The sequence below is a fragment of the Streptomyces sp. NBC_01334 genome (assembly GCF_035983595.1).
GTDB lineage: Bacteria > Actinomycetota > Actinomycetes > Streptomycetales > Streptomycetaceae > Streptomyces > Streptomyces coriariae.
The window spans coordinates 818,179-838,484 of sequence record NZ_CP130718.1; the positions used below are offsets into that span (position 1 = coordinate 818,179).

At 74.3% G+C, this 20,306-nt stretch carries 15 protein-coding genes and 1 pseudogene; 11 read left to right on the top strand and 5 right to left on the bottom strand.

Going from position 1 to position 20,306, the window contains the following annotated elements:
* Window positions 1-314 precede the first annotated feature (314 nt).
* Window positions 315-1,073: an AraC family transcriptional regulator gene (locus OG736_RS03700; protein ID WP_327181123.1), complete on the bottom strand. Its 759-nt coding sequence runs from the start codon at window positions 1,071-1,073 to the stop codon at window positions 315-317.
* Window positions 1,074-1,154: 81 nt separating this feature from the next.
* Here OG736_RS03700 and OG736_RS03705 point away from each other — a divergent pair, with 81 nt between their 5' ends.
* Window positions 1,155-2,336 carry an MFS transporter gene (locus tag OG736_RS03705; RefSeq protein ID WP_327187505.1) on the top strand — a complete coding sequence of 394 codons (1,182 nt, stop codon included), beginning with the start codon at window positions 1,155-1,157 and terminating at the stop codon, window positions 2,334-2,336.
* 3 nt (window positions 2,337-2,339) lie between these two features.
* Here OG736_RS03705 and OG736_RS03710 read toward each other — a convergent pair whose 3' ends face one another.
* The 3 genes from OG736_RS03710 to OG736_RS03720 all read right to left on the bottom strand — a co-directional run bounded on the left by OG736_RS03710 (window position 2,340) and on the right by OG736_RS03720 (window position 5,079).
* Complete coding sequence (locus OG736_RS03710; protein WP_142268647.1) at window positions 2,340-2,858, bottom strand: MarR family winged helix-turn-helix transcriptional regulator; 519 nt, start codon at window positions 2,856-2,858, stop codon at window positions 2,340-2,342.
* 146 nt (window positions 2,859-3,004) lie between these two features.
* Window positions 3,005-4,057 (bottom strand): FecCD family ABC transporter permease, encoded by a 1,053-nt coding sequence (locus OG736_RS03715; protein ID WP_327181124.1) that lies wholly within the window; start codon window positions 4,055-4,057, stop codon window positions 3,005-3,007.
* Window positions 4,054-5,079 (bottom strand): FecCD family ABC transporter permease, encoded by a 1,026-nt coding sequence (locus OG736_RS03720; RefSeq protein ID WP_327181125.1) that lies wholly within the window; start codon window positions 5,077-5,079, stop codon window positions 4,054-4,056. Before OG736_RS03720 ends, OG736_RS03715 begins: the two co-directional genes overlap by 4 nt.
* Window positions 5,080-5,222: 143 nt before the next feature.
* Here OG736_RS03720 and fes (OG736_RS03725) point away from each other — a divergent pair, with 143 nt between their 5' ends.
* From fes (OG736_RS03725) to OG736_RS03760, 8 genes and pseudogenes are all read left to right on the top strand, one after another.
* Window positions 5,223-6,566 (top strand): enterochelin esterase, encoded by a 1,344-nt coding sequence (gene fes, locus OG736_RS03725; protein WP_327181126.1) that lies wholly within the window; start codon window positions 5,223-5,225, stop codon window positions 6,564-6,566.
* A 78-nt stretch (window positions 6,567-6,644) separates the two neighbouring features.
* A complete protein-coding gene (locus OG736_RS03730) occupies window positions 6,645-7,622 on the top strand; it encodes an ABC transporter substrate-binding protein (RefSeq protein WP_327181127.1) in 978 nt (325 codons plus the stop codon).
* Window positions 7,619-8,398: a 2,3-dihydro-2,3-dihydroxybenzoate dehydrogenase gene (locus tag OG736_RS03735; RefSeq protein ID WP_327181128.1), complete on the top strand. Its 780-nt coding sequence runs from the start codon at window positions 7,619-7,621 to the stop codon at window positions 8,396-8,398. The genes OG736_RS03730 and OG736_RS03735 overlap by 4 nt, the downstream gene beginning before the upstream one ends.
* A gap of 33 nt (window positions 8,399-8,431) precedes the next feature.
* A complete protein-coding gene (locus tag OG736_RS03740; RefSeq protein ID WP_327181129.1) occupies window positions 8,432-9,628 on the top strand; it encodes an isochorismate synthase in 1,197 nt (398 codons plus the stop codon).
* Window positions 9,625-11,253 carry a (2,3-dihydroxybenzoyl)adenylate synthase gene (locus tag OG736_RS03745; protein WP_327181130.1) on the top strand — a complete coding sequence of 543 codons (1,629 nt, stop codon included), beginning with the start codon at window positions 9,625-9,627 and terminating at the stop codon, window positions 11,251-11,253. Before OG736_RS03740 ends, OG736_RS03745 begins: the two co-directional genes overlap by 4 nt.
* Window positions 11,254-11,268: 15 nt before the next feature.
* Window positions 11,269-11,898 (top strand): annotated as a pseudogene (locus OG736_RS03750) (isochorismatase family protein); the annotation flags it as partial.
* Between the two features lie 48 nt (window positions 11,899-11,946).
* Entirely contained in the window at window positions 11,947-12,135 is a 189-nt protein-coding gene (locus OG736_RS03755; RefSeq protein WP_442817154.1) for a phosphopantetheine-binding protein, read from the top strand.
* Entirely contained in the window at window positions 12,132-16,031 is a 3,900-nt protein-coding gene (locus OG736_RS03760; RefSeq protein ID WP_327181131.1) for a non-ribosomal peptide synthetase, read from the top strand. The genes OG736_RS03755 and OG736_RS03760 overlap by 4 nt, the downstream gene beginning before the upstream one ends.
* On the opposite strand, the gene fes (OG736_RS03765) is transcribed toward OG736_RS03760, so the two are convergent.
* Window positions 16,012-17,283 (bottom strand): enterochelin esterase, encoded by a 1,272-nt coding sequence (gene fes / locus OG736_RS03765; protein ID WP_327181132.1) that lies wholly within the window; start codon window positions 17,281-17,283, stop codon window positions 16,012-16,014. The genes OG736_RS03760 and fes (OG736_RS03765) overlap by 20 nt on opposite strands.
* Before the next feature lie 96 nt (window positions 17,284-17,379).
* Here fes (OG736_RS03765) and OG736_RS03770 point away from each other — a divergent pair, with 96 nt between their 5' ends.
* Together OG736_RS03770 and OG736_RS03775 are read left to right on the top strand one after the other, a co-directional pair.
* Window positions 17,380-19,116, top strand: coding sequence for a hypothetical protein (locus OG736_RS03770; protein ID WP_327181133.1), 1,737 nt, complete (start codon window positions 17,380-17,382; stop codon window positions 19,114-19,116).
* A gap of 103 nt (window positions 19,117-19,219) precedes the next feature.
* Window positions 19,220-20,269: a YncE family protein gene (locus OG736_RS03775; protein WP_327181134.1), complete on the top strand. Its 1,050-nt coding sequence runs from the start codon at window positions 19,220-19,222 to the stop codon at window positions 20,267-20,269.
* Window positions 20,270-20,306: the final 37 nt, after the last annotated feature.

Consider the following 20,306-nt stretch of genomic DNA (forward strand, 5'->3'; position numbering starts at 1 on the left):
CCGGGGCGCATCGTGGTTGGCGGCGGTCGGCGAAAGCCTGCCGGTACGGCGTCTGTCTGCTGTGGCACGTCGGGCACCGGAACGAAGCCGGTGAAGGCGGATCGACCCTGCACCTCGACGGGGAGACGGTGCACGTCGACGAGGAGGACGGCGACGACGCCAAGCTGCTAGGCGTGTACTCCACCTCCGAGACGGCGGCGGAGCGCAGGCGCCGCGCCCGGCTGCTGCCGGGCTTCGCCGGACGAGCCGGACTGTTTCGTCATCGACGAGCACACCCTCGACGAGGACGCGCGGACCGGCGGTTTCGTGCGCGTCTAGGCCCGGTCCCGGGCCTGCCCGTGATGCCGGCCGGGGGTGTACCCGTACGCCCTGCGGAACACGTCGATGAAGGCGCTGGCGGAGGACCAGCCGCAGCGGTGGGCGACCGTCGTGACGGGCGTGCCGTCGGCCAGCAGACGCAGGGCGTGGTAGAGCCGGGACTGGGTGCGCCACTGGGGGAAGGTCATGCCGAACTCGCGGCGGAAGAGGCGGCTCAGGGTGCGTTCGCCGGTACCGGTGGCGGCGCCGAGGGCGGCGAGGGTGCGCTGGTCGGAGGGGTCGGCGTGGACGAGGGCGCAGACCTCGGCCAGCCGGGGGTCGGCGGCGGTGGGCAGTCGGGCCGGCTGCTGCGGGGAGGCACGCAGCTGGTCGCGCAGCACGGCGAGCAGGCGGTCGCGTTCGGGGCTCGGGGCGTCCGGGGCCCGGGTGTAGGCGAGGATCAGCTCCCGCAGCAGCGGGCTGACGGCGAGGACGGTCGGCGCGTCCAGACCGAGCGGGTTGTCGTCGGCCGGCAGGCCCACCAGGTGCAGGTCGAGCCGGCCGTACGCCCGGTGCGCGTGCGTGGTTCCTGCGGGCACCCACAGCGCGCGGGTGCCGGGTGCGAACCAGGTGCCGGCGTCGGTCGTGACGGCCAGGACACCCGAGCCCGCGTAGACGATCTGGTGGTCGTCGTGCCGGTGCGCGTCGATGCGCCGGCCCGCGGCCAGCGCCTGGACCCGGGTGGGCGCGGTCGGTGTGTGGCGGATGTGCGGCACAAGGCGGCAGATTATCGGAAGCGCGACAGACACCGGGGCCGTGACGATCGCAGCGTGCCGAAAAGCCGATCCATCACCCTGATGTCGCTGGCCCACGCCTGCGTGGACGTGTACCAGGGGGCCGTGGCCGCGCTGGTCCCCTTCTTCGTCGCCGAGCGTGCCTACTCCTACGCCGCTGCCTCGGGGATCGTCCTGGCGGCCTCCTTGCTGTCGTCGGTGACGCAGCCGCTGTTCGGCGTGCTGACCGACCGGTTCGCGATGCCGTGGCTGCTGCCGCTCGCGGCGGCGGCCTCCGGTGCGGGGATCGCCGTCAGCGGGATCGGCGGCTCGTACCCGCTCACGCTGGCGGCGGTGGCCGTGTCCGGGATCGGGGTCGCCGCCTACCACCCCGAGGCCGCGCGGGCGGCGCGGGCCGCCTCGGACGGCCGCCACACGGCGATGGGCTGGTTCGTGCTCGGCGGCAACGTCGGCTTCGCGCTCGCCCCGCCGCTGGTCGCGGCCGTCGTCGCGACCTGGGGTCTGCGCGCCTCGCCGCTGCTGGGGCTGCCGGCCCTGGCGGGCGTGGCACTGTGTGCGGCCGCGGTGCGCTCGGCGGCCGGCCGGGCCGGGTCCGCCCCGGTGACGGCCGACGGGCCGGAGGAGGCGGAGGGGGCGGGCCGGGACGACTGGCCGGCGTTCCTGCGTCTTTCGTGTGCCGTGGTGTGCCGCTCGGTCGTCTTCGTCGGCCTGAGCACGTTCGTCTCGCTGTACGTCCGTGCCCGCACGGGAGGCGGGGCGGCGGCGGGAACGGCCGCGCTGTGCGTGCTCTACGCGGGCGGCGCCGTGGGGACACTGGCAGGTAGCCGGCTCGCCGGGCGCTGGGGACGGCTCCGGGTCGTGCGGCACTCGTACGCCGTGACGGTGCTCGCGGTGACCGGCGTGGTCCTGGTCCCGGGCCCGCCCCTGTACCTGTTCGTCGCGCTCGCCTCGGCCGGCCTGTACGTGCCGTTCTCGCTGCATGTGACGCTGGGCCAGGACTGTCTGCCCCGCCGCATGGGCACCGCGAGCGGCGTCACCCTGGGGCTGGCGGTCAGCGTCGGGGGTGCGACCGCGCCGGCCCTGGGCGCGCTCGCGGACGCCACGTCCCTGCGGACGGCTCTGCTCCCCCTGCTGATACCGCCGGTGGTGGCCTGGTTCCTGCTGCGCGGGCTGCGCGAGCCGGTCCCCGCCACCGCTCCGTCGCCCGTGGCCGGCTCCCGCGCCCGCTGGTCAGGCGCGTCCTGAGGGTCAGGCGCGCGGGGCCGCGGCCGGCTGCTCGGTCTCGTCCTCGATGGAGTGGGAGAGGAAGTCGTCGACCATGCGGTGGAAGAGCGTGGCGAGCTGCCCGAGCTCGTCCGGGGACCAGTCGGCCAGCGCCAGCTGCATGCCCCGGGCGCCCGCGTCCCGGACCCGGCCGACGGCCGCGCGGCCGGCCTCGGTGAGCTGGATCCGCTGGGCCCGGCCGTCGTCGGGGTCGGGGACCCGGGTGACGTACCCGGACTTCTGGAGCTGCTGCACCGTGCGGGTCACATGGGAGGCCTCCACGCCCAGCCGCTGCGCCAGTTCCCCCGGCCGCAGCGGCTCGGAGTCGGCGACCTGCCGCAGCAGCGCCACGGCGGCGCGGTCCAGGGGGACGCCGGCCAGTGTCATCAGCCGGTCGTGCTGGCGGGCGCGGGTGCTCAGGTAGGTGATGCGAGTGAGCGCGCGCTCGATCTCGATCACTTCCGGGGTCGCGGTGGAAGGCAACGGCAACGGTTCGGTGGACATGCGACCCACTTTACCATCTTGTTGCGTAACTCAAGTAAGTTACTGCGTACGTGTACCGCGCCTACTGCGGAGGGACGACCCGCGTACGCCACCCCTGCCGTATCCGGATGGTACGCGGTCACCCATACCCGGCGGTATGCCCCGGCTCATGTCCGGCCCGCGCGACGCTCCCCTCTGAGCAGCCACGCCAGGTACGCGCCGCCCGCCACGCCCGTCACCACGCCGACCGGCAGCAGCGCCGAGCCGGTGACGCGCTGGATGGCGAGATCGGCCGCGGAGACCAGCAGGGCGCCGGTCCACGCGGCGGGCAGGAGGTTGGGCCCCGCGGCGCGCGTGACCCGGCGCGCGAGCTGCGGGGCGGCCATCGCCACGAACGGGATCGGACCGGCCGCGGCGACCGCCATCGCCGTGAGGCCCGTACCGGCGCACAGCAGGACCAGCCGACTGCTTTCCGGGGGCACGCCGAGCGCGGCCGCGGTGTCGTCACCCATCTCCAGAAGGGTCAGCCGCCGGGCGTACACCAGGACGAGCGGGACGAGCGGGACCAGGCCGAGGGCGGCGATGCGGACGTCGGTCCAGTCGCGGGCGTTGAGCGAGCCGATCATCCAGCTCGCCGCCTGCGCGGCCTTGCCGATGTCGGCGCGCACGTACAGGAAGCTGGTCGCCGAGCCCAGCACGGCGGAGGCGCCGATGCCGACGAGGACGAGCCGGTAGCCGTGCACACCCCGCCGCCAGGCGAGGAGGTAGACGGCCGCGGCGGTGGCGAGGCCGCCGCACACGGCGCCGAGCGCCGTCTGCGGTCCGCCGGCGTCGAAGAGGATGATCGCGACGAGCGCGCCGGCCGAGGCGCCGTTGCCGAAGCCGATGACGTCCGGACTGCCGAGCGGGTTACGGGTGAGCGACTGGAACACCGCTCCCGCCAGGCCCATCCCGAAACCGACCAGCAGGGCCACCAGGGCCCGGGGCAGCCGCAGGTCCGTCACGATGAACCCGGCGCCGGGCGGGCCGCCGCCCGCGAGGGTGTCGAGCACCTCCGCCGGGGTGAGCCGGTAGCTGCCCGTACCGAGGGCGAGCACCAGCGTGCACGCGGCGAGCAGAGCGGTCACGGAGCAGGTCAGCAACGTGCGGCGGGCCCAGCGCAGGGACCAGCGGCCGGTGCGCAGCACGCCCGCGGCGGCGCGGTCTTCGAGCAGGCTCACAGCTGGGTCGCCTTCCGCCGCCGGACCAGGTGGATGAAGAGCAGGCCGCCGAGGAACGCGGTGACCGTGCCGACCTCGATCTCCGAGGGCGCCGCGACGATCCGGCCGAGCACGTCGGAGACGAGGAGCAGGACGGGCGCGTAGAGCGCGCAGTACGGCAGGAGCCACCGCGGGTCGGGGCCGCAGAAGGCGCGGGCCGCGTGCGGGATCATCAGCCCGACGAAGCCGATCGGGCCGCACAGGGCGGTCGCGCCGCCGCACAGCAGCGTGATGGCGACGACGGACAGCACGCGGGTGCGGCGCACCCGGGTGCCGAGGGCGCGGGCGTGGTCGTCACCCAGGGCGAGGGCGCCGAGCGGGCGGGCCAGGGCGAGCGCGAGTGCGGCTCCGGCCACGAGCAGCGGCAGCACCGAGAGCAGCAGGTCGGCATCCCGTTTGGCGAGGGTGCCGACGGCCCAGTACCGCATCTCGTCCAGGGCGCCCAGATCCCACTGCTGGAGTCCGTTGACGTAGCCGAACAGGGCCGCGTTGACGGCGGTTCCGGCGAGGGCGAGGCGTACGGGGGTCGCGTACCGGCCGCCGCCGAGGGCCTGGACGGCGGTGGCGGCGAGGGCGGCGCCGGCCAGCGCGAACCACAGGTAGCCGGTGAACGAGGTGATGCCGAGGACGCTGATCGCGGTGACCACGGCGGCCGCGGCGCCCGCGTTGACACCGAGGAGGCCGGGGTCGGCGAGGGGGTTGCGGGTCAGGGTCTGCATGAGACCGCCGCCGAGCCCCAGGGCCGCCCCGACGGCCACGCCGGCCAGCGTGCGCGGGAGACGCAGGTCCCGCACGATCGCGTCGTTCTCGGTGCCGGTGGGGGCGAACAGGCCGGACCAGACCTGATGAAGCGGTATCTGCCGGGTGCCCACGGCCAGCGAGAGGACGGCCGCCGCGAGCAGCAGCGCCAGGCCCAGCAGTAGTCCCGCGGTGCGCAGGGGGGGCCGTTTTCTTCCGGCGCGGGGGTGCGATCCAACGAACATGTGCTTAGCTTAGGCTAACCTAACCATGGTTGTTGACGATTTTGTCGACCGAGTGCTGTCGTATGCCCGACTGCCCCTGGACACAAGCCTGTTGGCCTGATTCGGGGCGAAGAACGAGGGGGAGAAATGTCCGGAGGACCGAGATGAACGCGGGCCCACCACCAGTCCTGCACCTCGCCGCCGCACCGGGGAGCACCCACGACTCCGTACAGCCGGTGCGCGTCACCGGCCCGCGCGTAGCGCGGCTCCTGGAGGACCTCGAGCGCCTGGAACCCGCCGACGCGGTACGGCGGACGGCGCTGACGACCGCCTTCTGGAGCGAGGCCGAACAGCTCGGCACCCCGCTCGTGGAGGAGCTCGACGGGTGGCCCGGACACCGGACGGTGACCTTTCTGTGGCGCGGACACCGGACCACCCGTCAGGTGCTGCTCCACGCCAACCGCATCGTCGACCGCGACCGGCTCGCCGACGCGCTGCTGGAGCACGTGCCCGGCACCGACGTCTGGCACCTCGGGCTGCGGCTGCGGGCCGACCACCGGGGCTCCTACCGGATGGCGGCCGACGTCTCGGCCAAGGAACCGCCCACGGATCCGGGCCGGTTGCAGCAGCGGCTGCGGTCGCTGTCCGTGCACGCGGCCGCGGACCCGCTCAACCGGCGGCGGGTGCCGACCCGTTGGAACGGGCCGGACGGCTCCGTCTTCGCCCTGCCCGACGCACCGCCCCTGCCCTGGGCCGAACAGCCGGGCGGTGGACCGGAGGGACGGGTGGAACGGCACCGGGTGAGCGCCCCGGCGCTCGGCGGCGACCGCGACACCTGGGTGTACCTGCCGCCGGGACACGGCGGCGGGGACCGGTCCCCGCTGCCCGTGCTGGTGCTGTGCGACGGCGACATGTGGTTCGGCCGGCTCGGCCTCGGCCACACGCTCGACGCGCTCGTCGCCGACGGGACGCTGCCCCCGCTCGCCGTGCTCGCCCCGGACGCGGTGGACCGGGACGCCCGCTGGCGCGAACTGGGAGCGCGGGAACCGTTCGTGACCTTCCTCGCGGACGAACTGCTGCCCTGGGCGGCGGGCCGCTGGCCGCTCACCACCGACCCGGCTCAGACCGTCGTCGCGGGCCAGAGCCTGGGCGCGATCACGGCGCTGCACGCCGCGTACCGGCGGCCGGAGCGCTTCGGCAACGTCCTCGCCCAGTCCGCCTCCCTGTGGTGGCGGCCCGGTCTGCCGCCGCCCCGGGGTCCCAAACCCCCGGTGTTCGGCGTGCCCTGGCTGGTCTCACGGTACGCCGCCTCGGGCCCACGGTCGGTCGCCGTCCACCTGGACGTCGGCCTGCACGAGGGCCCGATGGTCGACCACAGCCGCGCCCTGTACCGGGCGCTGCGCCGGGCAGGCCACCGGATCACCTACGCCGAGTACAACGGCGGCCACGACTACGCCTGTTGGCACGGCGCGCTGGCCGACGGCCTGGTGCGGCTGCTCGGCGCCTGACTCCCCTTCCGCTTCTCCTTCGTCTCGTCGTCTTCGTCTCGTCTTCGTCTTCGTCTTCGTCTTCAAGGAGCTCATCCGATGTCCTCTGCACGTACCTCCCGCCGGACGGTCCTGGCGTCCGCCGCCGCCGTCGTGACGGGAGCCCTCCTCCTGTCCGGCTGCGGTGACGACGGGAAGGACGCAGGCACCGGCGACGCGGCGGCGGGCACCCGCGCGATCACCGACGCGACCGGCCGCAAGGTCGAGGTGCCGGCCGCGCCGACGAAGGTCGTCGCGCTCAGCGAGCCCACCCTGGACGCGGCGCTGGCCCTGGGGATCGAGCCCGTCGGCGCCACCGCCGGACGCGGACAGCAGGGCGTCTCCACCTATCTCGCCGACAAGGCAGCCGAGGCGCAGGTGGTCGCCACCGTCGCCGAGGCCGACCTGGAGAAGGTGGCCGCGCTGCGACCCGACCTGATCCTCCTCGACGAGACGACGGCCGTGAAGAGCGAGGTCTCCAAGCTCCAGGCCATCGCCCCGACCGTGGTCACCGCCGCACTGAACGAGGACTGGAAGAAGGCGTTCACCGCGACCGCCGACGCCCTCAACAAGAAGGCCGACGCCGAGCGGATCCTCACCGGCTTCGACGCCGACGTGGCCGCCGCCAAGGCGAAACTCGGCACGAACGCGGGCGCCGTCGTCAGCGTGGTGCGCTGGCAGAACGGGGCACCCTCCGTGGTGGGCAAGGGCGTCGGCCACGTGGGCTCCACGCTGACCTCCCTGGGGCTGACGCGCCCGGCGGACCAGCAGGGCGCTAGCGCCGGACACAGCGAGCCGGTGAGCCTGGAGAAACTGTCCACCGTCGACGGGGACTGGCTGTTCTTCGGCACCCTCGGGGACCGGGCGGACGGCGACAAGGCGTACGCCGAGGCGAAGAAGGTGCCCAACTTCGGCCGGCTGAAGGCCGAGCAGGCCGGCCAGGTCGTGGTCGTCCAGGGCTCGGCGTGGAACAGCGCGGGCGGCCCGCTGGCGGCCGGGATCGTCCTGGCCGACCTCACCGAGGCGCTCACCTCGTGAGCGCCGGGCTGAACGGCCGGTTCGCCCTGGTGACGGGCGCCGGCCGGGGCATCGGGGCCGCCGTGGCCGCCGCCCTCGTCGAGGAGGGCGCCCGGGTCCTGGCCACCGACCTGGACCCGGACGGGGTGCGTTCGCTCACCGCGAGGTACCCGGGCCGGGTGACCGCCCGCGCGCTGGACGTCACCGACGCGGCGGCGGTGGAGGCCCTGGTCGACACGGCGGAACAGGAGGCCGGGCCACTGGACATCGTCGTCAACGTGGCCGGGATCCTGCGGAGTTCGCAGGTCGTGGACCTCACCGAGGAGGACTGGACGGCGACCTTCGCGGTCAACACGAACGGTGTCTTCCACGTCTCGCGCGCGGCCGCCCGCCGGATGACCGGACGCGGCGCGGGCAGCATCGTCACCGTCGCCTCCAACGCGGCCGGTGTCCCCCGCGCGGGCATGGCCGCCTACGCCGCCTCGAAGGCCGCCGCCGTCATGTTCACCAAATGCCTGGGCCTGGAGGTGGCCGCGCGGGGCGTGCGCTGCAACACGGTCTCCCCCGGCTCGACCCTCACCGACATGCAGCGCGCCCTGTGGAACGGCGACACCGAGGCCGCGGCCCGGCGCGTCGTCGAGGGCGACCTCGCCACCCACCGCACCGGCATCCCGCTGGGCCGCATCGCCGAACCGGCCGACGTCGCCGACGCCGTCGTGTTCCTGGTCTCCGACCGCGCCCGGCACATCACCATGCACGACCTGTACGTGGACGGCGGCGCCACCCTCCGGGCCTGATCCCGCCCGCACGTCCCCCACTGGAGACACACCATGTCTGCCTCACTGCGTGACCACCCCGCCCCCTCTCTCCTGTCCCCCGGCGCGGCCACGGCCCTCCTGGAGGCCTACCGGCCCGCCACGGACCGTTTCCTCGCCTCACCCCGGCACACCCTGCTGGGCCGCGGCAGCGCCGCCGGGATACCCCACGGCACGAGCCCGCTCGCGCAGCGCGTCCAGGACGTCCTCGACGCGCTGCGCCGGCCGGACGCCCCGCCGCCGGTCGTCATGGGCTCGCTGCCCTTCGCCCCCGACGCCCCGCCCGCGCTCGCGGTGCCGGACATGGTGCACTGGGCGCCGCCGCTGCGCGAGGACCCGCTGGTCGCGCTGCCGGTGCCCCGCGACGAGCACCGGCCGGACTGGCAGGTGCGGGAGGTGCCCTCGCCCGAGCGGTACGGCGAGGCGGTCGCCACGGCCGTGGCGCGGATGCGGGCCGGCGAGTTCGACAAGGTCGTCCTCGCCCGCACCCTGGAACTGGCCTCCTCGCGCGAGCCGGACCTGCCGGCCATGCTGCGCCGGCTCGCCCGACGCGACCCGGACGGCTACTCCTTCGCCGTGCCGAGCGGCCCCGGCCGCACCCTCGTCGGCGCCAGCCCCGAGCTCCTCGTCTCCCGCCGCGGCAACCTGCTCACCGCCAACCCCCTCGCGGGCAGCACACCCCGCAGCACCGACCTCGCCGAGGACGTGCGCCGGGCGGCGGCGCTCCTGGACTCCCCGAAGGACCTGCACGAGCACGCCGTCGTCGTGACCGCCGTGCAGGAGGCGCTCGCGCCGTTCTGCACCCGTCTGGAGGTGCCGACCCGGCCCACGCTGGTGCGCACCGCCGCGTTGTGGCACCTGTCGACGACGGTCACCGGAGAGCTCCGCGACCCGGCCGTGACCGCGCTGGACCTGGCGTCGGCGCTGCACCCCACGCCCGCCGTGTGCGGTACGCCGACGGACGTGGCCCGCGCGGTGATCGCCGCCTCCGAGCCGTTCGACCGGGGCCCGTACACGGGCATGGTGGGGTGGCAGGACGCGGACGGCGACGGCGAGTGGGTCGTGACGATCCGCTGCGCCGAGGCCGAGGGCCGCACGCTGCGGTTGTTCGCGGGCGCCGGCGTCGTCGCCGAGTCGACGCCGGAGGCCGAGACGGCGGAGACCGCCGCCAAGTTCCGCACCTTCCTGCACGCCGTGGGGGCCGGGCTGTGACCCTCACCCCGGGCGTGGACGCCCCCACCTGGCCCGCCGCGTTCGCGGCACGCTACCGGGCCGCGGGCCACTGGCGAGGGCAGACCTTCGGCGGCGTACTGCGGGCCCGGGCCGCCGCGCACCCCGACCGCGTCGCCCTCGTCGACCCCGCCCCGCAGCGCCGCACCTGGAGCTACCGGGAGCTCGACGAGCGCGCCGACCGGCTGGCCGCCGGGTTCGCGGCGCGCGGGATCGGCCGGGGTGACCGGGTGGTCGTCCAGCTGCCGAACGTCGGCGAGTTCGTCGAGGTGGTGTTCGCGCTCTTCCGGATCGGCGCGCTGCCGGTGTACGCGCTGCCCGCACACCGGTACACGGAGATCTTCTGGTTCTGCTCCTTCACCGAGGCCGTGGCGTACGTCGTCCCCGACACCCACGCCGGCTTCGACCACCGGGAACTCGCCTCCCGGGTACGGAGGGCGGCCCCGGCGCTGCGGCACGTGTTCGTGGCCGGGGAGCCGGGCGAGCACACCCCGCTGTCCGAGGTGCCGTGCGCGCCGGACGGGCAGCCGGACGGACCCCGGCCGCACGAGCTGGCGTTCCTTCAGCTCTCCGGCGGTACGACGGGGGTGCCCAAGCTCATCCCCCGCACCCACGACGACTACCTGTACTCGCTCCGGGGATCGAACGAGATCTGCGGTGTGGACGCGGACACCCGCTTCCTCGTCGTGCTGCCGGCGGCCCACAACTTCCCGATGAGCTCACCCGGTTGGCTGGGGGTGCTGTACGCCGGGGGCACGACGGTGCTGTGCCCGAAGCCCGATCCGGCGACCGCGTTCCCGCTGGTCGAGCAGGAGCGGATCACCATGACGGGGCTGGTGCCGCCGCTGGCGCTGGTGTGGACGGAGGCCGCCGCCGCGGGCCTGCACGACCTGTCCAGCCTGGAGCTGACGCTGGTGGGCGGCGCGAAGTACAGCGCCGAGGCGGCCCGTCGACTCGAACCCGCCCTGGGGTGCCGGCTGATGCAGGTCTTCGGGATGGCCGAGGGGCTCGTCAACTACACACGCCTGGACGACGATCCGGAGACCGTCGTCACCACACAGGGCCGGCCGATCTCGCCGGACGACGAGGTCCGGATCGTCGACGACGCCGGACACGACGTCCCCGAGGGCGAGTTCGGGCAGCTGTTGACCCGGGGCCCCTACACGATCCGCGGTTACTGGAAGGCGCCCGAGCACAACGCGAAGGCGTTCACCGAGGACGGGTTCTACCGCACGGGAGACATCGTGCGGCGCACGCCGAGCGGTCATCTCGTCGTGGAAGGACGGGCGAAGGACCAGATCAACCGGGGCGGCGAGAAGATCGCGCCGGAGGAGATCGAGAACATCGTGCTCGCCCATCCGTCGGTGCACGACGTGTCGGTGGTCTCCGTCCCCGACCCGTACCTGGGTGAGCGTTCCCTCGCCTACGTGATCCTGCGCGCCGACGCCGAACCGCTGAAACCGGCCGCCGTGAAGCGGTTCGTGCGTGAGCGCGGTGTCGCCGCCTACAAGGTCCCCGATCTGGTCGAGTTCGTCGACGCCTTTCCCACCACGGGCGTCGGCAAGGTCAACAAGAAGCAGCTGCGGTCTTCCGCCGAGCAGCACTGAAAGGCCCGTGTTCCCATGGCACTTCCCGCCGTCTCCCCCTATCCGCTGCCGTCCGCCCACGAGTTGCCCACGAACCGGGTGACCTGGAAAGCCGATCCCGACCGCGCCGTCCTGCTCGTGCACGATCTCCAGCAGCACTTCCTCTCCGCGTTCCCGGCCGACGAACAGCCGCTGACCGGTCTGCTCGCCAACACCGCCCGTCTGACGAAGGAGGCCCGCGGGCTCGGCGTGCCGGTCGTCTACTCGGTGCAGCGCGGCGGCCAGAGCCCCGAGGAGCGCGGGCTTCAGCTCGACTTCTGGGGCCCGGGCGTGGCGGACGACCCGGTGGCCCTCGCCGTGCCCGGCGTGGTGGCGCCCGAGCCGGGCGACACCGTGCTCACGAAATGGAAGTACAGCGCGTTCGTGCGGACCGAGCTGGCGGAGCTGCTGCGCTCCACCGGCCGCGACCAGCTCGTGATCGTCGGCGTGTACGCGCACATCGGTGTGCTGACGAGCGCCTGCGACGCGTGGATGCGGGACATTCAGGCGTTCGTGGTCGCCGACGCCGTGGCCGACTTCTCCCGCGCGGACCATGACATGGCCCTGCGCTGGGCGGCGGGCCGCTGCGCGTTCGTCACCACCACCGACGCACTGTTCGACGAGGTCCGCACGCTGCCCCTGACCCTGGAACGGATCCGTGCCGACGTCGCCGACGTGCTCGGCGAGGACCCCGCGGACATCCCCGTCGACGACAACCTCCTCGACCTCGGCCTGGACTCGGTCCGGATCATGGCCCTCCTGGAGCGCTGGCGCCGCGAGCACGCCGTCACCGCGGACTTCGCGGATCTGGCCGAGCGGCCGGCCGTCGAGGCGTGGGCCGCGCTGCTGGGAGCCACCGCATGAGCGCCGGCCCTGCCCGCACCGCGGACGTAACCGGAGAGGTGCTGCCGCTCACCGCGGCGCAGTCGGGCATGTGGTTCGCGCAGGCCCTGGACCCGCTCAGCCCCGCCCAGAACACCGCCGAGTGTCTGCACCTGGACGGCCCCGTCGATCCGGCGCTGTTCGCCGATGCGCTGCGGCGGGTCGCCGAGGAGGCGGAGTCGCTGCGGGTGCGGATCGAGGACACGCCCGACGGGCCGCGCCAACGCGTCGTGGACGCCGTCGAGCCGACCCTCACGGTGCTCGACGTCCGCGACGAGGAAGAGGCCGGGGCGTGGATGCGCGCCGACCTGGCCGGGCGGTGCGACCTCGCGACCGGGCCGCTGTTCCGGCACGCCCTGTTCCGCGTGACCGGCGGCGAGGAGCGCTGGCTGTGGTACCAGCGCATCCATCACCTGGTCATGGACGGCTTCGGCTACTCCCTGCTGGTGCGCCGTACCGCCGAGGTGTACTCGGCGCTGGCGCGCGGCGGGGAGCCGCCCGCCCGCTCCTTCGGCCGGCTCGCCGACCTGGTCGCGGACGACGCCGCCTACCGTTCCTCGGCGGCCTTCGCGGCGGACCGCGCGTACTGGACCCAGGCGTTCGGGGACCGCCCGCAGGCGCCCCGGCTCGCGGGGCGCGGGGCGCTGCCGTCACGGACGTTCCGCCGCCGGACGGCGCACCTCTCCCCGGAGGTCACCGAAACGCTCCGTGGTGTGGCGTCCCGGCTGCGGGCGACCTGGCCGGACGTGCTCATCGCCGCGCAGGCGCTGTACACCTCGCGGGCGACCGCGCAGTCGGACGTGGTGCTGGGGCTGCCGCTGATGGGCAGGATGGGCTCGGTGGCGCTGCGGGTGCCCGGCATGGTGATGAACGTCGTGCCGCTGCGGCTGACCGTCACTCCCGAGGCGGCCCTCGCCGACCTGGTGCGCCAGGTCGTGCTGGGCATCCGAGAGGTGCGCCGCCACCAGCGCTACCGGTACGAGGACATCCGCCGCGATCTGGGGCTGCTCGGCGAGAGCCGGGGCCTGGTGGGCCCGCTCGTCAACGTCATGCCCTTCGACTACGGCGTGGACTTCGCGGGCACCCCGGCCCGGGCCCGCAACCTGTCCACCGGCCCGGTCGACGACCTGACCGTCAACGTCTACGACCGCGCCGACGGCCGCGGCCTGCGCATCGACCACGACGGCAACCCGGCCCTGTACGACGACGCCGATCTCGCCGCCCACCAGGAGCGGTTCCTGCGGCTGCTGGAGCGACTGGCCACGAGCGACCCGCACCTGCCGCTCGCCGCCCACACCATCGCCACCCCCGCCGAACGGGCCCTGGTCCTGGAGGAGTTCAACCGCACGGAGCAGCCGGTCCCCGCCACCACCCTCATCGGGCCCATCGAGGCACAGGTCGCCCGCACGCCGGACGCGACCGCGCTCGTCCACGGCACCACGTCACTCACCTACGCCGAACTCGACGCCAGGGCGAACCGGTTGGCGCACCGCCTCCAGGCTCTCGGCGCCGGGCCGGGCGCGTCGGTCGCGGTGTCGGTGCCCCGTTCGACGGAACTGATCGTCTCCCTGCTCGCCGTGCTGAAGGCGGGTGCCGCCTATCTGCCCCTGGATCCGGACTACCCGGCGCCCCGGCTGGCGTACATGCTCGACGACGCCTCCCCGGTGTGCGCCGTCGCCGACCGCGCCGACCGGCTGCCCGACGGGAGGACGCCGGTCGTGTCCCTCGACGTACTGGACCTCTCCGCGGAGTCGGCCGTGACCCCCGCGCGGGCGCTCACCCCCGCCCACCCCGCGTACATCATCTACACCTCCGGCTCCACGGGCCGGCCCAAGGGCGTGGTCGTGTCGCACCGGGCGATCGACAACCGGCTGCGCTGGATGCAGCACGAGTACGCCCTGGACGCCGGTGACCGGGTCCTGCAGAAGACGCCCTCCTCGTTCGACGTGTCCGTGTGGGAGTTCTTCTGGCCGCTCCGGACGGGCGCGACGCTGGTCGTGGCCGAGCCCGGCGGACACCGGGACCCGGCGTACCTGGCCCGGCTGATCCGCGAACAGGCCGTCACCACCTGCCACTTCGTGCCGTCGATGCTCCAGCTCTTCCTGGCCGAGCCGGGCGCGGCCGGCTGCCGTGCGACACTGCGCCGGGTGTTCGCCAGTGGCGAGGCGCTCCCCCGCGAGACGGCGAACGCCTTCGGGCGGGCGCTGCCGGGAGTCGGGCTGCACAACCTGTACGGACCGACCGAGGCCGCCGTCGACGTGAGTTTCCACGCCGTCGCGCCACGGGGTGCGGGCCCGGTGCCGATCGGGCGGCCGGTGTGGAACACCCGGCTGTACGTCCTGGACGCGGCCCGGCAGCCCTGCCCGCCCGGGGTCCTGGGTGAACTGTTCCTGGCCGGGCGGCAGTTGGCGGACGGCTATCTCGGCCGACCCGAACTGACCGCGTCCCGGTTCGTCGACGACCCGTTCGGGCCGCCCGGCAGCCGGATGTACCGCACGGGCGATCTCGCCCGCTGGGGTGCCGACGGCGAGGTGGAGTACCTCGGGCGCACCGACCACCAGGTCAAGCTGCGCGGGCAGCGCATCGAACTCGGTGAGGTGGAGACCGCGTTGGCGGCCCGGCCGGGGGTCGACGGTTCCTGCGCGGTGGTCGTGGAGGACCGGCTGGTCGGCTATGTCACCGGGGACGCCGACGGCGTGGCCCTGCGGGCGGCGCTGGCGCGGGAGCTGCCGGAGCACCTGGTGCCGGCAGCCGTGGTGGTCCTGGAGTCGTTCCCGCTGAGCCCCAACGGCAAGCTGGACCGGCGTGAGCTGCCCGCCCCGGTCTTCTCGGGCGGGGCGGGAGGCGAGGGACGGCGCCCGGCGAGCGGGTCCGAGGAGGTTCTCACCCGGCTGTTCGCGGAGGTGCTGGGCGTAGGGCAGGTCGGTCCCGACGACGCGTTCTTCGATCTGGGCGGCACCTCGCTCCTCGCGGTACGCCTGGTGGCGCGGGTCCGGGAGGAGTGTGCGGCCGAACTGACCATCGGTTCGCTCTTCGAGGCGCCGACCCCGGCCGCGCTCGCCGGCCGGATCGAGGCGGCGGGACCGGCCTCGCGGGACGCCCTGGACGTCGTCCTGCCGCTGCGGGCGCGGGGCGGGCGGGCGCCGCTGTTCGCGATCCATCCGGCGGGCGGGCTGTCCTGGTGCTACGCGGGGCTCGCCGCGCGCCTCGGACCCGACCAGCCGGTGTACGGCATCCAGGCGCGCGGTCTGTCCGGGGACGAGCCGCTGCCCGCCACCCTGCTGGAGGAGGCGGCCGACTACGCCGGGCTGATCCGGGAGGTCCGGCCGCAGGGACCGTACCGGCTGCTGGGCTGGTCGGTGGGCGGGATCCTCGCGCACGCCGTGGCCGTTCTGCTCCAGGAGGCCGGCGCGGAGGTCGAGCTCCTGGCCCTGCTCGACGCGTTCCCGGCCGAGCAGTGGCGGGAACGGCCCGCGCCCGAAGAGGGCGACGCCCTCACCGCCGTCCTGCGGATGGCGGGCTTCGACCGCACAGGCGAGCGGACCCGCGAGGACGTCCTGGCCACCCTGCGCCGGGCCGGCAGCCCGCTGGCGGGGCTGACCGACCACACGCTCTCGCGGATCGTCGACATCGTGCCGAACCACGCCCGCATGATGCGCGAGCACCGGCACCGGGTCTTCGACGGCGACCTGCTGTTCTTCACGGCCGCCGCGCCGCGCGCCGAGGACTGGCTGACCCGGGAGGCGTGGCGGCCGCATGTGCGCGGCGTGATCGTCAACCACGACCTGGACTGCACCCACCCTCGGTTGATGGCCGACCGCCACCTGGACGAGGTCGCCGTCCATCTCACCGCCCGCCTCAAGGAGCTGGACTCATGAGCTCCACCAGTCCGTCGGCCAGTTCCGTGCGCCAGCAGAGGTAGTCGTGACCACCGTTGAACTCCCGGTAGGAGGAATCGTGACAGCCGAGGGCCTGGAGGACGTCCCTCAGTCGGCGGGCCGCGGGCAGCGCCACCCACTCCTGCTCACCGAAGGAGAGCCACAGGCGCGCCGACGGGCGGGGGCCCTCGGTCAGGGTCCGGGTGAGCCACTCCGGCTCCGGGCCCACGGGCCACCAGAACGATCCGGACTGCACCAGGGCGTTGCCGAAGCGGTGCGGGGCGGCCAGGGCCGCGTAGGCGGCGGTGAGCCCGCCGAGGCTCTGGCCGGCGATGACCGTGCGCGCCGGGTCGTCGGTCAGGGGGACCGATTTCGCGGCCCACGGCAGGAGTTCGTCCGTGAGGAAGCCGAGGTACTCGGGGCGGCAGGCGAGTTCACGCCAGCGGGTGGGCTCGTCGACTGCCTCCGGCAGGACGGCGGCCGTGGGCGGGATCCGTCCGTCGGCGATGAGGGTGTCGAGGAGCCGGGACACACCGAGTCGCGGCTGCCAGTGCTCACCGTCGAGCAGCACCAGCACCGGAAGCCGCTCCGGCCGGCCCTCGGTGCCCGCGGGCCGGTACAGCAGGTACCGACGGGTGCCGCCCAGCAGGGTGCTCGGCACCGTGTGCTCGGTGACGGTGCCCCGGGGCACGTCCGGCCGCGGCTCCCAGTCCACCGCCCGGGGAGCGGCGGGGAGTTCCGCGTACGGGACGGGGGTTCCGTCCCAACGATGGGGCAGCGCGCGGGGATTGAACGGGTCCGGGCGGCGGCGGGTGCGCAGCCACTGCCAGTGGGCCGGGCTCCCCGGCGTGCCCTGGTCCGGCCCGTCGCCCTCGTCGACGTAGAGGTCGTAGGTGCCGCGCCAGTCGTGGCGCAGGCGGAGCGTCCAGTGCCACACGTCGGTGCCGGGGACGCGCTCCATCAGGTTGTCCTCGGGCGCGCGCGGATCGCCGAGCTTGTTCGGCAGGACCTGCACGGCCCGGGTGGCCGGTGTGCCGCGCCACAGCCAGGTGACGGCGCGGTGGTCCTCGCCGCCCTGCGGGTCGGGGCCGACGAGCGGTGTGCCGCGCCTGCGGACCTCGGACCAGAACTCCTCGACGCCGTCCGGGCCGGGCAGCGCGCAGGCCGGTCGTGCGAGACGCGGAACCGGGTGCGGTCGCGGCAGCCGGGGCGGACGGTGCGGGGTGCCCTCGGGCGGCGCGGACCAGGACATACCAACAGACTCCCTCATTCGATAAGGCAAGCCTAACTTCCCCCTCTTTCCGCTTGCCGTGCGGCACATCTCTCTCATCTGCCAGGAGCAGTTCTCATGACCTCTCACAGAATCGGCGGCCGGGTGCTCGCGCTCACCGCCGGAACCGCCCTCGGGCTCGGCACGCTGGCCGTGGCCCTGCCCGTGGCCGGAAGCCGGCCCGCCCCCCTCGTGGCGCTCGCCGCCGACGCGGTCTCGCCCGCCGTCACCCTCGGCGCGGACACCGTCCGGGCGGGCGGCGAGGTGTCGTTCACCGTCGCCGGGTTCCCGGCCGGGGGGACGCTCAGCGTGAAGCTCGACGACGCGACCCTGCTCGAGCAGTTCACGATCGTCGACGACGGGACCGTGACGGGGGCGGTGACCGTTCCGGCGGGCACCAGCGCCGGCGCCGGGCACTGGCTGCGGTTCCTCGCCCCGCAGACGAGCGTCAGGAGCGCCGACCTCACCGTGACCACGGCGTCCTCCTCCCCCTCTCCTTCGCCCGACCCGACCGCCGAACCCGCGGTGCGCCTCACCGGCGGCGCTTCGGTCACGGCGGGCGACAAGGTGGCGTTCGGCCTGTCCGGGTTCGTCGAGGGCCAGACGGTCACGGTGAAGCTGGACGACACGTCGATCCTCACCCGGTTCGGCCAGGCGGTGGCCGCGGACGGCACCTTCTCGGGCTCGGTGACGATCCCCGCGTCCACGTCGGCCGGCGCCCACTGGCTGCGCTTCCTGGCCCCGGACCCGGCGACCAGCCTCAAGGCCGACCTCAAGGTGACGGCGGCGGCCGGCAGCGGCGGCGCCACGGGCGGCAGCGGCACGGGCGGCAGCGGCGGCACCGACTCTGGGAGCGGTGGCAGCGCTGCCACCGGTGGCACGGGCTCCACGGGCGGCACGGGCCCCACCGGCGGCTCGGCTTCCGGTGGCGGATCCGGCTCGTCCGGCTCTTCCTCCCCGTCGGTCTCGCTCACCGCGGGAACACGCGTCGCCGCCGGCGGCAAGGTCTCCTTCCGGGTGACCGGCTTCCCTGCCGGGCAGCAGCTGACCGTCAAGCTGGACGACGCCGAGATCATCGGCCAGTGGCAGGGCGGCATCGGCTCGGACGGAGCGTTCTCGGGCACGGTCACCGTCCCCTCGGACGCCCCGGCCGGCGCGCACTGGCTCCGCTTCCTCGCCCCGAACCCGGCGACCAGCCTCAAGGCGTCCTTCACCGTCACGTCCTCGTCGGCCTCCGCGACGGCCTCCGCCGGCGACGACGACGGCACGACGGGCGCGTCCGCGACGCCCGTGCCGGCCGCGTCCGGCGAACCGGTCTCCGCCACCAACTCGGCCGGTGCGAAGGCCGGGATCACCGCCGGTCGGGTACAGGCGGGCGGGACGCTGCACTTCGAGGTGACGAAGTTCCCGGCCGGCGAGACCGTCACCGTCAAGCTCGACGACCAGGACATCCTCGGCCAGTGGAAGGCCGACGCGCAGGGCTCGTACGAAGGTGACGTCACCGTCCCCGCGGACACCGCCGACGGCGCGCACTGGCTGCGCTTCCTCGCCCCGAACCCGCCGACCTCGCTGAAGGTCGCCTTCACCGTGACGGGCGCGGCCGGCACCGGTTCCGCCTCGTCCTCGTCGACCACCGCGCCCGGCCCCACGGAGGAGAGGACCCTCGCGGCGGCGGCCTCGGTGCAGGCCCCTGTCTCCTACGCCACCATCGCCTGGTCCGCGGCCGCCGCGGCGGCCGGCGGCGCCGCCGGGGCCGCGGCCACCACGCTGTTCGTCGTGCGCCGCCGCCCCGCCGCGGCCGGTTCCGGCGACTGACGGGTCGTCAAGGCCCCCACAAGCTCCGGCACCTTGCGTGCCGGTCGGGGTGGAACCCCGGATCTCTCATCATCAACGCTGCACACAAGGGAGCACATCCATCATGACCACCCGTATCAGCCGTCGTCGCACCCTGGCCTCGGCGGCGACCGCCGTGGCTCTCACCGCCGGCAGCACCCTGGCGCTGGCGGGGACCGCGTCGGCCCACTCGACGGCGTTCTCCGCGACGACCCTGCCGCTGGCGACCGGGCAGTACCAGTCGGCGTACTCCGAGCGCAACGACGCGCTCTGGGTGACCACCGCCGTGGGCCGCGCGGCCACCAGCACCAGCCTGCTGAAGGTCGACCCCGAGACCCTCACGGTCGAGCAGACCGTCCTCCCGCCGGTCCTCGACGCCACCACCGGCGCCCGTGAGGCCGTGTACGGCGTGGCCGTGGACGACGAGCACAACACCGTCTGGGTGACCAACACCCGCAGCAACACCGTCGCCGTCTACAGCCAGAGGACCGGCGCGCACCTGGCCACGCTGCCGAACGTCGGGCACGCCCGTGAGATCGTCGTGGACGAGAGGCACAACACGGTGTGGGCCTCCGCGTTCAGCGCCGGCACGCTCGTCGCGTACGACTCCAGGACGCTCACCGAGAAGAAGCGCGTCACGGTCGAGGGCTCCGGCCCGGCCGGTCTCGCCGTCGACGAGAAGACGGGCACGGTGTACGCCACGGACCTCTCCAACGACCGGATCATCGAGGTGAACCGCGCCTCCGACACCCCGCGTCTCATCCCGACCGGTGACGGGCCGATCTCCATCTCGCTGTCGAAGAACGGCCGCACGGCGTACACGGCCGACCAGACGGCGGGCGGCGTCTCGGTCGTCGACCTCCGGACCGGCACGGTGACCAGGTCGGTCGCCACCGGAGCGGGCACCCTGTCGGTCGCCACCGACGACCGCTCGGGCGATCTCGTCGTGGTCAACCGCACCGCCGCCACCGCGACCGTGGTCGACCCGCGCAAGGGCGTCGTCGAGGAGACCGTGGCCACCGGCGCCAACCCCAACCACGTGGAGGTCGCCGACGGCGTCGCCTACGTGGTCGACAAGTCGGGCGCCGGCGCGAACGGCGAGGACCAGGTGACCGTGATCCGCCTCGGGCACTAGGCACGGCCGGGCCCCGGCAGGTTCGCACCGCCTGCCG

Coding starts and splice junctions, on each gene's coding strand:
- OG736_RS03705 (WP_327187505.1), top strand. CDS start 1,155: ATGTCGCTGGCCCACGCCTGCGTGGACGTGTACCAGGGGGCCGTGGCC.
- OG736_RS03710 (WP_142268647.1), bottom strand. CDS start 2,858: ATGTCCACCGAACCGTTGCCGTTGCCTTCCACCGCGACCCCGGAAGTG.
- OG736_RS03720 (WP_327181125.1), bottom strand. CDS start 5,079: ATGTTCGTTGGATCGCACCCCCGCGCCGGAAGAAAACGGCCCCCCCTG.
- fes (WP_327181126.1), top strand. CDS start 5,223: ATGAACGCGGGCCCACCACCAGTCCTGCACCTCGCCGCCGCACCGGGG.
- OG736_RS03730 (WP_327181127.1), top strand. CDS start 6,645: ATGTCCTCTGCACGTACCTCCCGCCGGACGGTCCTGGCGTCCGCCGCC.
- OG736_RS03740 (WP_327181129.1), top strand. CDS start 8,432: ATGTCTGCCTCACTGCGTGACCACCCCGCCCCCTCTCTCCTGTCCCCC.
- OG736_RS03760 (WP_327181131.1), top strand. CDS start 12,132: ATGAGCGCCGGCCCTGCCCGCACCGCGGACGTAACCGGAGAGGTGCTG.
- fes (WP_327181132.1), bottom strand. CDS start 17,283: ATGTCCTGGTCCGCGCCGCCCGAGGGCACCCCGCACCGTCCGCCCCGG.
- OG736_RS03770 (WP_327181133.1), top strand. CDS start 17,380: ATGACCTCTCACAGAATCGGCGGCCGGGTGCTCGCGCTCACCGCCGGA.
- OG736_RS03775 (WP_327181134.1), top strand. CDS start 19,220: ATGACCACCCGTATCAGCCGTCGTCGCACCCTGGCCTCGGCGGCGACC.